Origin of the sequence: Geobacter sp. OR-1 (assembly GCF_000813145.1) — a bacterium.
Classification (GTDB): Bacteria; Desulfobacterota; Desulfuromonadia; order Geobacterales; family DSM-12255; genus Geoanaerobacter.
Genome location: NZ_BAZF01000015.1, coordinates 77,119 through 91,604 on the forward strand (window position 1 = coordinate 77,119; position 14,486 = coordinate 91,604).

At 56.4% G+C, this 14,486-nt stretch carries 11 protein-coding genes, 4 tRNA genes and 1 pseudogene; 6 read left to right on the forward strand and 10 right to left on the reverse strand.

Features of this window, described 5'->3' with window-relative positions; all coding sequences use genetic code 11:
- Positions 1-218 precede the first annotated feature (218 nt).
- The 10 genes from cydC to OR1_RS21730 all read right to left on the reverse strand — a co-directional run bounded on the left by cydC (position 219) and on the right by OR1_RS21730 (position 10,639).
- Complete coding sequence (gene cydC, locus OR1_RS14745; protein WP_237754313.1) at positions 219-1,856, reverse strand: thiol reductant ABC exporter subunit CydC; 1,638 nt, start codon at positions 1,854-1,856, stop codon at positions 219-221.
- Complete coding sequence (gene cydD, locus OR1_RS14750; protein WP_237754314.1) at positions 1,853-3,634, reverse strand: thiol reductant ABC exporter subunit CydD; 1,782 nt, start codon at positions 3,632-3,634, stop codon at positions 1,853-1,855. Before cydD ends, cydC begins: the two co-directional genes overlap by 4 nt.
- Positions 3,579-4,649, reverse strand: a complete 1,071-nt coding sequence (locus tag OR1_RS20980) for an AI-2E family transporter (RefSeq protein WP_052440486.1) — start codon at positions 4,647-4,649, stop codon at positions 3,579-3,581. Before OR1_RS20980 ends, cydD begins: the two co-directional genes overlap by 56 nt.
- A gap of 146 nt (positions 4,650-4,795) precedes the next feature.
- Entirely contained in the window at positions 4,796-6,076 is a 1,281-nt protein-coding gene (locus tag OR1_RS14760; protein ID WP_041972664.1) for a class II fructose-bisphosphate aldolase, read from the reverse strand.
- A 109-nt stretch (positions 6,077-6,185) separates the two neighbouring features.
- On the reverse strand, positions 6,186-7,058 hold the full coding sequence (locus OR1_RS14765) for an EamA family transporter (protein WP_041972665.1): 873 nt from the start codon (positions 7,056-7,058) through the stop codon (positions 6,186-6,188).
- Between the two features lie 106 nt (positions 7,059-7,164).
- Positions 7,165-7,251 (reverse strand) — tRNA-Leu (locus OR1_RS14770).
- 88 nt (positions 7,252-7,339) lie between these two features.
- A complete protein-coding gene (locus tag OR1_RS22335) occupies positions 7,340-7,492 on the reverse strand; it encodes a hypothetical protein (protein WP_160295265.1) in 153 nt (50 codons plus the stop codon).
- Between the two features lie 101 nt (positions 7,493-7,593).
- Complete coding sequence (gene rmuC, locus OR1_RS14775; protein WP_041972666.1) at positions 7,594-9,015, reverse strand: DNA recombination protein RmuC; 1,422 nt, start codon at positions 9,013-9,015, stop codon at positions 7,594-7,596.
- Between the two features lie 20 nt (positions 9,016-9,035).
- Entirely contained in the window at positions 9,036-10,301 is a 1,266-nt protein-coding gene (locus tag OR1_RS14780) for a DUF6178 family protein (RefSeq protein ID WP_052440487.1), read from the reverse strand.
- Entirely contained in the window at positions 10,298-10,639 is a 342-nt protein-coding gene (locus OR1_RS21730) for a YcgN family cysteine cluster protein (protein ID WP_370543363.1), read from the reverse strand. The genes OR1_RS14780 and OR1_RS21730 overlap by 4 nt, the downstream gene beginning before the upstream one ends.
- A 783-nt stretch (positions 10,640-11,422) precedes the next feature.
- Here OR1_RS21730 and rph point away from each other — a divergent pair.
- The 6 genes and pseudogenes from rph to OR1_RS14815 all read left to right on the forward strand — a co-directional run bounded on the left by rph (position 11,423) and on the right by OR1_RS14815 (position 14,468).
- A pseudogene (gene rph, locus OR1_RS14790) lies at positions 11,423-12,140 on the forward strand (ribonuclease PH).
- On the forward strand, positions 12,137-12,733 hold the full coding sequence (locus OR1_RS14795) for an XTP/dITP diphosphatase (RefSeq protein ID WP_041972668.1): 597 nt from the start codon (positions 12,137-12,139) through the stop codon (positions 12,731-12,733). Before rph ends, OR1_RS14795 begins: the two are co-directional and overlap by 4 nt.
- Positions 12,734-12,793: 60 nt before the next feature.
- A tRNA-Pro gene (locus OR1_RS14800) sits at positions 12,794-12,871 on the forward strand.
- 6 nt (positions 12,872-12,877) lie between these two features.
- A tRNA-Arg gene (locus tag OR1_RS14805) sits at positions 12,878-12,954 on the forward strand.
- A 19-nt stretch (positions 12,955-12,973) separates the two neighbouring features.
- A tRNA-His gene (locus OR1_RS14810) sits at positions 12,974-13,049 on the forward strand.
- Positions 13,050-13,235: 186 nt separating this feature from the next.
- Positions 13,236-14,468, forward strand: coding sequence for a GGDEF domain-containing protein (locus OR1_RS14815; protein ID WP_052440488.1), 1,233 nt, complete (start codon positions 13,236-13,238; stop codon positions 14,466-14,468).
- Positions 14,469-14,486: the final 18 nt, after the last annotated feature.

The window sequence follows — 14,486 nt, forward strand, 5'->3', positions numbered from 1 at the left end:
TCCGGAAAGGGTTCTTTTTCGCCCTGGCGGTGTCAATCTGCGGGATTGCTTTGTGCGACGTACTGGAGTACGTCTCCGCGCAATCCCTTGATTTCCTTGCCAGGACAAAAGATCCCTCCTTTCCGATCCGGAAACCACTAGTGTCTCATCCGGAGTTTCCGGATGGATACTAGATAACGGTCGATTCATGGGGGAGACCAACAGCAGGGTGGGAACTTTCAGAGTGCGATCACCGTGTCGGCCAGTGCCAGGCAGGCGGGGCGATGGGTCACAACCAGGAGGGTTTTCCCCCGGAGCCGCCGGTTAAGGGCTGCCACTACCTTGCTTTCGGTGGCAGGGTCCAGCCCCTCGGTCGGCTCGTCCAGCAGCAGTATCGGGGCATCGTGCAGCAGCGCCCTGGCCAGGGCGATCCTCCTGGCCTCCCCTCCGGATACGGCACTCCCGGCAACGCCGACCATGGTATCGAGGCCGGCAGGCAGGGTGTCGATCCAGCCGGCCAGCCCGGAATCATCGAGTGCATCCCTGATCCGGCTACTGTCGGCATCCGGCGCGCCAAGCAGGATATTGTCCCGGATCGAGGCATTAAACAGATGCGGCCGCTGCGGCACGGCCGAGATAAGGGTCGCCATTACCTCGCTCGGAAGCTCCCGAAGCTCGGCACCGCCGATGGTTATGCTGCCGCGATAGGGGCGAAACCGGAGCAGCAGCTCGACAACGCTGCTCTTCCCCCTGCCGCTCGGTCCGGTCAGGGCCACCCTCCCCCCCGCGGGTATGGTCAGGGAAAAATCGCTGAGTACCTCTGGGCCGCCTGCGTAAGAAAAACAGACCCCCTGAAAAACAATCTCAAACCCTGAAACCGGCGAAAGCGGGACACCCGGTTCTGGAACCGGGTGGGGCGCTGCGGCCAGTTCGGTAAGGCGACCGGCGGTGGCGGATGCGGCCGGGATTGCCTGAAGGGCAGCGGCCAACGGCGCAATCCCCTCGAACGAGGCAGCAGCGAAAAAGAGGATCATGGCCAGCACCGGCCCGCTGACTGCACCTCTGCCGAGTTCCCCGGCAGCCACTGCCAGCAGAACGGCCAGGGCGATCCCGCTTGCGGCCAGAATCCCGCCGATTGCCACGCCGTTAATTCCGCCAAGGCGCCGCTGCTCCCCTGCCAGTTCAGCATAAAGATGCGCCACCCGATCAGCCTGTTCGTCGGCAGCACCGAGCAACAACAGTTCTTCAGCCCCTTGCAACCCTTCCGTAACCGCGATGCGCAGCTCCCCGGCAACCTTCACCGCTCTTGCCCCGGGTTCGGCTGCCATCCTCCTGGTTAACAGCGGCAAAGCTACCCCGGCGACAAGCAAGGCAGACAAGAGAACCGGTCCGGCTGCGACGTTGAATAGGGAGAGACACAACGGGGCGATCACGATGACGCTGAAGCCGGTTGCGATCGGCGCAATGATCCGGAGATACAAGCTCTCCATGTTGTCCACGTCTGCCCGAAGGCGCCCGGCAAGATCCCCGCCGGCATACCCTTCCAGTCCGGCAGGCGCCAGGGGGATCAACCGGTCGAACAGCCAGCACCGGAGGTCGGCCAGCATCCTGAAGGCCGCTTCATGGGTCACCAGCCTCTCGACGTAACGGCCAATGGTCCGGGCAACGGCCAGCCCCCTGATTGCTGCTGCCGGGACGGCATAATTGAAGGCCAGCTTGGTGACCCCGGCGACTGCCATGGAGGCGATGAACCAGCCGGAAACAGCCATCAGGGCAATGTTGGCAGCGATGACCAGAAACCCGGCGCCGATACCGGCCAGCAGCCAGCGCCATTGGCGCGCTGCCATTGCCCGAAAGATCTGTACCAGCCCCTTCATGACAATACCCCGCCCGAGGAAATCTCCGTCAGTCGCCCGCTTGCCAGTTGCACCACCTGGGTACAGTTCCGGAGCGTCTCTTCGCGGTGACTGATGATGATCATTGTCCGCCCTATCGCCAGCCTCTGGATGGTATCGAGAATCAGCCGCTCGTTGGCCTGATCGAGGCCGGCGGTCGGCTCGTCGAGCACAATCAGCAGCGGTTTGCGCAGCATCAGCCTGGCAAGCGCCAGCCGCCGGAGTTCCCCACCGGAAAGACCGGCTCCTCGGTCCCCCAGTTGTGTATCGACCCCTTGCGGCAGCCGCGCCACAACTTCGGACAGCGCCGCCGCCTCCAGGGCAGCGCTAATATCCGCATCGGTAGCCCCTCTCCCGGCAGCCAGAAGGTTTTCCCTGATGCTGGTAGCGGCGAAGAAGGGGCGTTGCGGCACCCAGGCAAGACGTTCGCGCCAGCGGCCCTGATCATAGGAAGCCAGATCGTGCCCGTCAACCAGCACCCTCCCCTGCTCCGGCAAGGATAGCCCAAGCAGGAGCCGGGCAAGGGTCGACTTGCCACTGCCGCTTTCACCGACAATGACGGTAACTGACTCCGGCGGGATAACCAGGTCGATATCCCGGACGCCGCCCCGATCAGCGCCGTAACAAAAGGAAACCTTATCCAGATGGATTTCGGGAGCCGACTCGGGCGGAGGGAGGTCGCCACTTTCAGGCAGCGGTAGCGGCTGTAACATCAAAGGGAGTATCCTGGCTGCAGCAGCGGTGCCGTTCATCCGGCTGTGCCAGGAAAGGCCGAGGGTGCGAAGGGGGAGATAAAATTCCGGGGCGAGCAGCAGCACGAACAGGCCGTCGACAAGAGCCAGTTTGCCGGAAAGCAGCAGGAAACCGATAATGACGGCAACCAGTGCGGTTCCGACCGTGGCAAAAAACTCCAGCATCAGGGCGGAGAGAAATGCAATTCTGAGCACTGCCATGGTGCTGCGGCGATAGTCGTCGGAGACCGCAGCGACCATAGCAGCTTCGCGGCGGGCCGCGCCGAAGATCTTCAGGTCCGGCAGCCCCTGCACCAGGTCGAGCAGGTGTCCGGCCATCCGGGTCAACTTGCCCCACTGCTCCCGGTTCAGGCGCTCCGCACCCTTGCCGATCAAGACCATCATTAGCGGTATAAACGGGGCCGAAAACAGGAGGACGATGCCGGCCCGCCATTCAACAGGGAAAACGACCGTCAGAACGAGCAGCGGCAGGAGCGCCGCCAGGAACAGGTGCGGCAGGAAGCGGGTCAGGTAGCTTTCCAGCCCCTCCACGCCGGAGGTAACGATTTCGGCGAGCGTTCCGGCATCTTCGCCGGCAATTCCGGCAGGGAGCAGCAGTTGCAGCCTTCGGTAGAGCCGGTTTAATACCCGCTGCTTGACCTCTGTCGCGGCCCGGGTCACCTGTCTCTCCGCCAGATAGGCCCCTGCCCCGCGAAGCAGGGCAAGCAGCGCCAGGGTGCCGGCAACGGCAGGGATCTCCTGCCACCCGGCGCCATTGATGATCAGATCGTGACAGGCCCCGGCCAGGAGCCTGGCCTGAACAATGATCAGGATTCCAGCGGCAACACCCAGAACAACTGCGGCAGCCAAAGGAGACAGGACCTCACGGGCCTCGCGGCGCAGCCACTGCTCCGGCTCCATGGCCGGATTTTCCCGGATCGGCGTTGTCATGGCGCCATTCTTGATAGGTAACTCAGGGCTGTCCTGCTCGTTCTTCGGCCGCTGCAGGCTCTCCCCTGTTGGCGGCAAGATGTTCCATCAACCAGGAAAAAGCCTCAATGGCAAGCGGACCGATGATTATCCCGGTCAACCCGAAGGCGGCAATCCCGCCGATGGCACCGAGGGTAATGGTAAGCACCGACAGTTCGGAGCCGCCGAGCCTGGCAAGCAATGGTCTGGTGACATTGTCCATCATCCCGATCACCCCGGCGCCGATGACTACAAGGATGATTCCTTTGGTGACCGCGCCCGAGACCATCAGCCAGATGGCCGCCGGTCCCCAGACCAGGGCAGTGCCGATCGCAGGGACCAATGCACAGATGGCTATCAGGGCGCCGGCCAGGAACGGTGACGGCAGGCCGAGCACGGCAAACGCAATCCCGCCCGCGATCCCCTGTAACAGGCAGGTGCCGGCCACGCCGAAAAATATGGCGGAAGCGCCTGCAGCCATCCGCGCTGCCAGCGAGTCGAAATCGAATTCCATAGGAATCGCCTGCGAAATCCGGCGATACCAGCCGGTCCCGTCACGGCAGAGGAAGAAAAAGATAAAAAGGAAGGCAATCACGCTGAAGATGAAGGAACCGGCACCTCGGGCAATCCCTGCTGCTGCGATTGCCAGCCACTGAAGCAGTTTTTGCCCGGCCTCGGATGCATGGGCGGCAAGCGCGTCTTCGTCAACCCGGTACTTGTTGACGATGCTGCGGATCCCTTTGGGGAGCGGCAGACTCTCCAGCTTTTTCTGCACCGATGCTACGGAAAGCTTATTGAGATTTTTGGCCTGGATCGACTGCACCGCTACGGTAGCTTCATAGGCAAGCTGACCGCCAACCAGGGTAACCGGGACAACCCCGGCCAGGGCAACGATGAAAACCATGGCCGCTGCAGCCATGGTCCGGGAAACATGGCCGGACAAGCGCCGGCTCACAGGTCTCATGGCCTGGAAGATGACAACCGCCCAGATGAACGCAGAGAGGAACGGGAGCAAAATCCAGCAGGCCATAGCAGTAATGGCCAAGATCCCCAAGAGTCCGAAATAGTTCCGCATGCAGCCGATCTCCTCGTTTGGTTGGCCCGGTAAAACAATGGGGGCCGTATGGCCCCCATAATATTAACAATAATTCCCGTAAGATCAAACCGGAACGAATCTAAACCGCGGCAAAAGCAACATGCTCCGGAGGCATGGCTTCCTGACTAGTCGTCGAAGTTTCCTGCAGCGCCCTTGTCACCGCTGATGTTCTTAGCCTTTTCGACAATTTTGGCTTCGGTCCATTCCGCAGGATTTTCGATCCTGCTTCCTTTCGGTCCGATGTCATGGGAACCGGCCTTCAGTATCGCCTCTATTGCCAGCGGCGCGGTGTCTTTGGCATTGAAGACCTCGGTCAGCATCTTGAACGCAAAATCTTCAACCCGCTTTGCCATCCGGTCGCGGACCTCTTTGGGAAGGGCCAGCATCTTGTTCTCGAACGGCAGGTTGAGGTTCTTGTAGTCCCCCTTCTTCCACCCTTTGTCGTTGGCATATTTGACCATTTCGGCCCACAACTCCTCGGTCATTCCCTGGCCCGGCACCTTGATGAAGTTGCCGTCGCTATCGAGCTGGGCATTGCCGTAGTCATTGACCTCAAGCCCCCAGGAGATCATCTGCAGCGCAGTGGCGACATTCGCCTTGGTGGTGACGGTCTCAGCGGCAATCTGGCGGAGACGATCCGAACTGTTGCCGGAAGTGCCGTGCTGCGCGCCATTGATCTTGTATGGCGCCAGCGCCTTGTGGATAGCAGCGGTCAAGCCCACCTGGATACCGGCGTCCGAAGCCTCGATACCGTGGGTAGTGCCGTTGTTGAGGGCGATCCAGTCAGCATGGATGTCGTGGGCATTGAGGCCGCGGATCAGGAACAGTGCTTCGTCTACCGTGGAAAGTCCGGTGCTTCCCTTGATTTCGCCGACCTCGGTCTCCAGCCCGGCCCATTTCGGGATGAACGGGTTGATGGCCAGGTTCGCGAGCAGGTTCTGGTCGTCGGGGAGATGCGAGGCATCGATGGCGATGGAGGTGATGCCGGCCTCGAACATGGTCGGGATCTCGACCTTGGCGCTGGCCAGATCCTTGTCGTTCTTGATGCCGTAATGGTCGGCGTGGATTGCGACCGGAACCGTGATCCCCAGTTCGTTGCACAGGGCATCGACAATGCGTGCCATATTCCAGTAGTTGACGGCACAGTAGGCCTTCTGGCCCCCTTCCGACTTGGCGATTTCGATGATAATCGGGGCATTGGCCCGTTGGGCCGCCATGAGCGCACCGCGCACGACAAAGTAGTTGCGGCCGTTGGCCGCCATCGTGATTGCCTTGCCCTTTGCTATCATGGCACGGTCGATGACCTTTCCGCTGACGATAAGCGCCTTGGAATTGGGAAAAAGCTGCCTGATGTTTGGTGGACGCCCAACCTGTAGGGCCTTTTCGAAATCTGCGGAATACGCCATGTCAAATCTCCCTTTGCTGAAATATAGTTCATGAAGTATACAAAACTTTAGTCTTATAACATGCCGACCGGCCAAAATCAAGGTGTCAAAAGGAAAGAATTCCCGTCTCTTACCCCAGTCTTATCACGACTGCGCCGGCAAGGATCAGGAGCGCGGAAAAGAGCCTGATCCTGCCGGACGGCTCTCCGAGAAACAGGATTCCGATCATGACCCCGATCATTATGCTTACCTGGCGCACCGGTACGGCATAACTCACCGGTGACAGGTTAAGTCCGTATCTGAAGGTCAAAAAAGATGCCATCATCACCGGGCCGCTGATCAGAATCAGCCGCCAGTTCTCCTTCAGTTCCGGGATGATCAGGCTCCGGTATCGGTGCCGACAGAGATTGAAAGACATCAGTATCAACATGACCAGGACCAGATAGTAAGTGAAATAAAATGGCGAGTAGTTTCTTACTCCAACCTTTTCGGCAATTGAGCCGATGGAGTAAATGAAACCCGCGGCCAGCGCAGCCTGGACCGGCTTGCCCCGAAGATCGCGGAACGGGCGGAATATTTCATCCAGAGACACTTTCTGCATCTGAATCGAATACGCTCCGGCGGCGACCATAACAATGCCGATGATCCCCCAAATCGAGAGCCGCTCGCCAAGAAGGGCTACGCCCCATATCGGAACATAGATCATGGATGTTTGGCAGAGCGGATATATCACCGAAAGATCTCCCCCCCGGTAGGCCCGCCCGTTCAGCAGGTGGTACAGCACGAAACAGACTGCTCCCATAGATATCATCAGGAGCGTGAACGGTTCCGGAGGGGTGAAACGGTCGGGAGAGAGGGGAAGGGCCAGTGAAAACAGGCTCAAAGAAGCGACAAACATCCACCAGATGAAGACGGTCTTGTGCCGGCTTCGCTTCACCAGCAGGTTCCAGAGTGCATGCATCACGGCCGAAACAACTATTAACAGAAAAGCTATCGGAGACATCGGACCCGGTGCAACGGCAGAAAACAGGGACCACTCTGCCGGCGAATTTGATGAGTGCCACAGAAAAAAGGCCTCACAGAATCAACTGTGAGGCCTTTTTCGTAATTGGTGCCCAGGACTGGAATCGAACCAGCACTCCCTTGCGAGAACTAGAACCTGAATCTAGCGCGTCTACCAATTCCGCCACCTGGGCTCATGGGAAGAATTTATATACCACCTGCCGCTTCCCGATGCAAGAAAAAATATCACTGCCGCACGAGCCGGCAAGCAGTAAGGAGACACTAGATAAAGAGCGGACCGTCCTCGGACGATGATTCCTGGTCCTCTGATTCGTTCTGCTTGAGAAGAAGCACCAGACTGCTCCCCAGAGCAGCGCCTACCAGAAATGACAGGAGAACCATGCCGGTGCCCATCCCGCTTTCTTCTTCAGCCATGATCAGACCTCCTTCAGTGTTGGATGTAGGAGAGAATAGCAGAAAGATTCCCTCTTGTACAGAGGGTTGAGGAAAATATAGCTCCGGAAAACCTTTCCGGATCAGGTCGCATCGCTGTCAGGCGGTGCAACTTCCGAAATATGAAGGGACCGGGGAGCCATGTCGATTGAGGACAGATCTTCGATGCTCTTCTCAGGGGCAGCTCCCAGCTCCTTGAACCGTCTGGCTGAGACAAGAACACGGGACTCCAGCGACCCGACTGCCTTGTTGTAGGATTCAACGGCGCGCTCCAGCCCCTTGCGCATATCGGAGAAATGCCCTGTCAGCAGTACCAGCCGATCATAGAGGGTTTTGCCAAGGTCGCTTATTGCCTGGGCGTTTTCGGCGAGCCGTTCCTGGCGCCACCCGTAGGCAACGGCCCGCAGCAGGGCAATCAGGGTGGTCGGAGTGGCAAGAATTACCCGCTGTCCAACCCCGAACTCGATCAGGGCAGGATCCTGCTCCAGTGCGGCACTGAAAAAGGTTTCGCCGGGGAGGAACAGCACCACGAACTCAGGTGTGGGCTGAAACTGGTCCCAGTAACCCTTGGCGCTCAGCTTTGCCAGATGGGTGCGAATCTGCCGGGCATGATCCTGAAGATGACGCACCTTCTCGCTGTCATCAACGGTTTCCAGAGCCTCCAGGTAGGCCATGAGCGGGGCTTTGGCATCAACGACAATGTTGCGGCCGCTGGGGAGCTTGACCACCATGTCCGGACGCAGCCGCCCTTCAAGACCGTTAACGCTCTCCTGCTCGAAGAAATCACAGTAGTTCAGCATCCCGGCAATCTCGACCACCCGCTTGAGCTGGATTTCCCCCCATCGGCCGCGAACGGTCGGAGTCCGCAATGCCTTTACCAGCCGGGATGTCTCCCCATGCAGCTGCGATTGGCTTGCAGCAAGAGACCTCAGCTGCTCGGCAAGGGTGTCGAAAGCCGTGGCGCGCACCTTCTCGAATTCGCCGATCTTCTGATCGACCTTCTCCAGTGACTCCTTCATCGGCCTGACCATATCATCGATGGCGCGCCGCCTGAGTTCCAGGTCTCCCCTGGCCCCCTCCTGGAACTTTTCCAGGGTCGCCCTGGCCAGGTCAAGAAAGGCCTGGTTGTTGTTCTGCAGCGCCTGAGCGGAAAGCGCCTGAAAGGCATCCGACAGTTTCGCCTGCGCTTCGTTTACGACCGCCAGCTTTTCCGCCGCGCCTTTTCGCTCTTCCTGCAGCCGGGTTTCCATCGCGCTCAGGGAAATCTGCAGCCTGGATATTGCAGCACCTGCCTCCCGCAGTTCCCCTTCCTGCCTCTCCAGCGTTCCGGTCAGCACATTGATCCGGTCGTCTCTGGCCTGCAGCCGTTCCGCCAGCTTGACTGCCTCAGCTTCCAGGCAGGATTTCTCCAGCTGCCTTACGTGGTTATGGCGCGACCACGCAACAGCCCAGCCAACAATGCCGCCAAGAAGAACCCCTGCCGCCAGTACGACATATTGCGCCATTCACCCTCCCCTGCAACTGCTCACCGTTTCAGAAGGTTCAGAAATTCGCGGGCGATTTCAACATCTTTCATGGAACCGAACTCGCGATAACCGTCCGTACGGTCTGCATCCAGCCCCCGGTAAAATAGCGGGCGATCATTCCCGAAACCTCTCAAGGCTTTGGCAGTTGCATATTCGTCGGAAGCCAGGCTCCGCGCCTGCTGACCCACCTGCCGGACGATGCCGAACCCGAGCCGGAAAAGACGTTTCAGCTGTTCGGTGCGCAGAATATTAGCGGCATAAGATTCATCAGAACCGCTGAGATACTCCAATGCCAGGTTCAACCAGCCATATACCCGTTGTGCTACCGAGCGGGCCTTTTCGCCATCCAGCCCATAGCCGCCTTCGGCAACCATGGCACAATTCAGCAACCCTTCCAGTTCCTGACGCAACGGCTCTGTCATAACCTTTGCGAGCACTCCGGATAACAGTGTGCCGTCAGCAAGCGGCGCAATCGAGAGGGTAAGGCCTTCCATCTCACTGATGACAGGGATCTTCTCCTCGCCGGGGGTGTACCTGTCGGGTGACAACGGGGCATAAATCTCAATCGCTTCCTCATGTGACGGAAAGCCGAGGTCTGCCAGGCGACCGGATCTGAACCGGTAACAATGATCCTCAAGTTCGTTCTTTACGGCTGAGCGACACCCCGCCATCAGATCGAGATACAACTCATGGTCATTTCTGTAGATAACGTCGATCAGGGTGCCGATTATCCGAGCATGTTTATCGTTTTTAAATGTCAGGAAGTACATGCTGTCGAACGAATGATCCCAATCGCCCAGCCGTTCGGAATCGGTTGCCAGCTCCCCGGAACCTCCGCCGAGCTCAATTTCGTCGAGAAGCAGCAGTTGAAGGAGTTCCGGATCGAGCCGGGAAAGAACTTTCATGGCATCGGAGTCAGCGGAAAGAAGATATTCCAGCCATTCAATGGCCTTTTCGTTATTGAACTCCCATTTCTGCCAGAGTTCCAGGTCAAGGCATAAGGAGAGCTGTTCGGCAGAACCGTTGGCCAGAAGTTGCGAGGCATCTGTTTCGCCGATCTCCTTAATCATCAGATAGTACTCCTGGGGAGAAAAACCTCTGACCAGCTTCTCACCGTCAGGATCATCAATGATAAGTTCTAGGCGGCGCTGGGCCGGGAGCTCTCTAAGGTGCGCCAGTTTTTCTTCCGGCAATAAAGCCGAAAATTCTGCAGGGGAGAGCTTCCCCCCCCGGATCAAAGTAAGATTCGGTTTGTTTGGGCTCATTCCATTCCTTTGTAATTTTTTTTGCCTTGCTTTGACTGACGCCTCTTCAGGCCGAAATGACTGCGATATCCGCATTTATCGTGAAGCCAATCAAGAGATCTGACCAGTTCGGGAGTAAGGGCGATACAGTCGGGATTTATTTCAAAACGGCGCTCATACACCTTGCATTGCCTGGAAACGACATCCAGGTAACGACAAGGGGTAGCGGTAAAAAAAATGGTGCCATCCTCATTCTCCAATTTTTCAAAGCAGCATCTGCCGCATTGATGGCAGAGATTTTCCCATTTTATTTCGGTAGAGTCACAATTTGTCATGTCAGGAGCATACCCAATCGGCATCTTTACGTCAATGCAGATGAACCCCAGGCGAGTATAACCGGATATTCACGCCGCGCCGACGTCACAATTATGACGGCACCATATCCAATAGAGGCAATATCCATGGTTTTCAGTGACCAAGGTCACTTATTAGCTGTTTTTGTTGAGATATCCGGCTCATTATTCTGCTGAAACCGCCCCGGAAACCGGCTGCACCAAAGTCAATATGCCCTAAGGCTCAGGGCGCGCGGGTTTAATTAAGACTGCTGACCGTCAATGAATTGTCGTTAGGTGCCCGTCAGCATCTTGCTTTTCGACCATTTCCAGAGATATCTTCAAAATTGCGGCTCATGGCAGAAAATTTCCGACAGCAGTTAATTATTTGATTTTTAGAGCATTTTTGCCGCCAAGACAACTAATTAAACTTTTTATTTTTTTAAATACCTGCAGTTCGGCACAGTAGCTGAATATATATGCTTCGTCTGTTTGATATTCATGCCTTGGGGGGTATAAATCATGAAATGTCCTAAATGCAAAGGTCGTATGTTCAATGAAAAGTTTTATGATTACGTAAGATCCTTCGACGCCTGGAAATGCACTTGCTGCGGAGAGGTTCTGGATCCGACCATACTGACCAACAGGGCAAGAAGCCACAATCATTTCCTGGGGTAGAACTTACAACCACACAAAAAGCAAAGGGCGCCTTTCGGTGCCCTTTTTTTGTCTAATCTACTTGCAAGAGCCCCGTTGACAGCAGCCACCCCCTCTGCTACTTATACCCGCACCACATTGAAAGGAAGTACCATGCGAGCTGACGGAAGAAACGCCGGAGAACTCAGGCCAGTTGTTATTACAAGGAATTTCAACAGATATGCCGAAGGTTCCGTACTGGTGACATTCGGGCATACCAAAGTGATCTGCACCGCTTCAATTGAGGAAAGTGTTACCCCCCTTCCTGAGAGGAAAAGGCACTGGGTGGGTAACAGCAGAATATTCAATGTTGCCGAGGTCCACACATACAAGATCAGCGCGCGAATCTACCAGAGGAAAAGTGGGAGGACGAACCCATGAAATCCAGCGTCTCATCGGCCGGTCCCTCCGGAGCGTCATGGATATGACGCTTCTTGGCGAGAGAACCATTCAGATCGATTGTGACGTCATTCAGGCCGACGGCGGGACCAGGACCGCCTCGATCACCGGCGCATATGTTGCGCTTGCCGATGCCATGCAAAGCCTGATCAAACGCAATATCATTTCTTCCTCCCCTTTGCGCGAAGCTGTTGCGGCAGTGAGCGTGGGGATCATCAAGGGCGAACCATTGCTCGACCTCGATTATTCCGAGGATTCCGGCGCCGATGTGGATATGAATTTCGTCATGACCTCTTCCGGAAGATTTGTCGAGGTACAGGGGACCGCAGAAAGCGAACCGTTTACGATCGAACAGATGGACCAGATGCGGAACCAGGCGATTTCAGGTATCAAGCAACTATTCGCAATCCAGGAAAAGGTTCTGGCAGAATGAAACAATTGCTTGTAGCCACATCCAATCGCGGCAAGTTCGGCGAATTTAAGGCAATGCTTGCGCCCCGAGTGGCTGAGCTTTTCTCCCTGGCCGATTTCCCGCAATTGACTCTCCCTCCGGAAACCGGCAGGACCTTTGCGGAGAATGCGATCATCAAGGCGCGCCATGCTGCCAGGGAAACCGGAATTCCGACCATCGCCGACGACTCCGGCTTGGAGGTGGATTATCTCGGTGGTCGCCCCGGAGTCCTATCAGCAAGATTTGCCGGAGAATCGGCTACCGACGGCGAGAACAACAGCAGGCTCCTCCTCGAACTCATGCATGTGGACAGGAAGCAAAGAGGTGCGAGATTTGCCTGCTGTATAGCCTTTTGCCAACCGGACGGAAGTTGTCTGACGTTTTCCGGTCAGTTGGCTGGAAGTATAATCGAGCAACCAAGGGGAAGTAACGGGTTTGGCTATGACCCGTTATTTCTGGTCTCCGAATACGACCAGACTCTGGCTGAGCTCGATTCGACCACCAAAAACCTTATCAGCCACCGGGCCAAGGCGTTTCAACGATTCCTGGAGCATATTTCGACCGGCGATTTCTGATTACATTTGAGCAAAAAATGCTTGCATGGAAACAGATGGTATGTTACAAGTCAGTTCTTACGGGGTGTAGCGCAGTCTGGCTAGCGCACCTGCCTTGGGAGCAGGGGGTCGGAGGTTCGAATCCTCTCACCCCGACCAAACTCTGCGCCCGTAGCTCAGCTGGATAGAGCAACGGCCTTCTAAGCCGTAGGCCACAGGTTCGAATCCTGTCGGGCGTGCCAACTGAATACCCACTTTATGGTGGCTATGGTGAAGCGGTCAACACTTACGACTGTGACTCGTACATACGTGGGTTCGAATCCCACTAGCCACCCCATTAAAACCAACTAGCCGATTTTAGGCAAGCTTTCGATATAAAAAGGTTTTCCCGTGTGTACATTGTAAACAATGGCACAAGGGAAGACCTTTTTGTGTTTCCGGTCAGGAAACCGCTCCTCTTGATGCAAAATTCACCTTAATCAATCGCGGATTATGCCGAAGGTGTTTATAGAGGAGGTTAATCGTGACCGTTACGGTTTTCCGCAAAATCATCGTTTTTGCCACCCCGATATTCCTCATCATTTTTTCAAGGCTTGCCATACCATATATCGCCGGATTGCCGCCGGCAAAATATGAACTAGCCCTTGCCACCCCATATCTGATCTCATTCATCGGCATGTTCATGGCGGCAAATTTCCGCCGGGGCCGGCCGTTCTTCGCCCTTGTCCTGATCATTACCGGCTACTGGACCTGCAGAACCTACCTCCCAACCGGGATCCAGGGGATAGAGGGGAAATCCATCTTCAACACCCTATCGCTGTTCATCCCGTTCAACATCCTGCTGCTTGCAGCCATGCGTGAAAAGGGGCTCTTCTCGGCGGCCGGACGCATCAGGATGGTATTTTTTGCGCTGCAGGCGCTGATCGCACTCATTCTGCACGATAATCACCATCTGGCTGATTTACCCAATATTTTCCACTCGCCGCTACTGGCCGGCATTTTCGACAGAATCACTTTTGCCCAGATCCCTTTACTGGCCTTTGTTTTCGAGCTGATTGCAGTCATGGCCATTGCAATCATCCGGCAGGCCCCGGTCGATAGCGGGTTATTCGGGGCAATGATATCTTTCTTCATCGCCGGCAACTGGCTTACTACACCCAACATGCTCGTAGTTTTCTCCTCGTCGGCAGCAATCATAGTCACCGTGAGCATACTCCAGGACTTCTACAATATGGCGTTCCGGGATGAACTGACCAATGTCCCGTCGCGACGAGCCTTGAACGAACAGTTGCACGGAATCGGCCGGAATTACGCCTTGGCCATGGTAGATATAGACCACTTCAAAAAATTCAATGACACTTACGGCCACGATATCGGCGACCAGGTCCTCAAGCTTGTCGCGAAAAAGCTGCAAAATGTGACTGGCGGCGGAAAAGTATACCGATACGGGGGTGAGGAGTTCACCATCCTGTTCCCCAGGAAGAATGCCGAGGAAACCCTGGAACATCTGGAAAGCATTCGCAAGGAAATCGCAGAATACCCGCTGGTTATCCGTAATTCTGACCGGCCGAAAAACAAACGGCAAGGGAAGCAGAACCGGGGGCGCGTCGATGGCGGCATTACCACGAACGTCACGGTCAGCATCGGGGTTGCCGACAGCAACGGCGGCGAGATCTCGAAGCATGAGGTCATCAAAACAGCAGACAATGCCCTGTACAAGGCCAAGAACCGGGGGAGAAACCAGGTCTGCAAATAGGTCCAAAGGCATGTGATA

What these genes read in the sequence shown, in the direction of transcription:
- OR1_RS22335 (WP_160295265.1), bottom strand. Translation starts at nt 7,492, where the DNA reads ATGGCTGAAGAAGAAAGCGGGATGGGCACCGGCATGGTTCTCCTGTCA.
- OR1_RS20980 (WP_052440486.1), bottom strand. Translation starts at nt 4,649, where the DNA reads ATGCGGAACTATTTCGGACTCTTGGGGATCTTGGCCATTACTGCTATG.
- rmuC (WP_041972666.1), bottom strand. Translation starts at nt 9,015, where the DNA reads ATGGCGCAATATGTCGTACTGGCGGCAGGGGTTCTTCTTGGCGGCATT.
- OR1_RS14765 (WP_041972665.1), bottom strand. Translation starts at nt 7,058, where the DNA reads ATGTCTCCGATAGCTTTTCTGTTAATAGTTGTTTCGGCCGTGATGCAT.
- OR1_RS21730 (WP_370543363.1), bottom strand. Translation starts at nt 10,639, where the DNA reads ATGCCGATTGGGTATGCTCCTGACATGACAAATTGTGACTCTACCGAA.
- OR1_RS14795 (WP_041972668.1), top strand. Translation starts at nt 12,137, where the DNA reads ATGAAACAATTGCTTGTAGCCACATCCAATCGCGGCAAGTTCGGCGAA.
- OR1_RS14760 (WP_041972664.1), bottom strand. Translation starts at nt 6,076, where the DNA reads ATGGCGTATTCCGCAGATTTCGAAAAGGCCCTACAGGTTGGGCGTCCA.
- OR1_RS14780 (WP_052440487.1), bottom strand. Translation starts at nt 10,301, where the DNA reads ATGAGCCCAAACAAACCGAATCTTACTTTGATCCGGGGGGGGAAGCTC.
- cydC (WP_237754313.1), bottom strand. Translation starts at nt 1,856, where the DNA reads ATGAAGGGGCTGGTACAGATCTTTCGGGCAATGGCAGCGCGCCAATGG.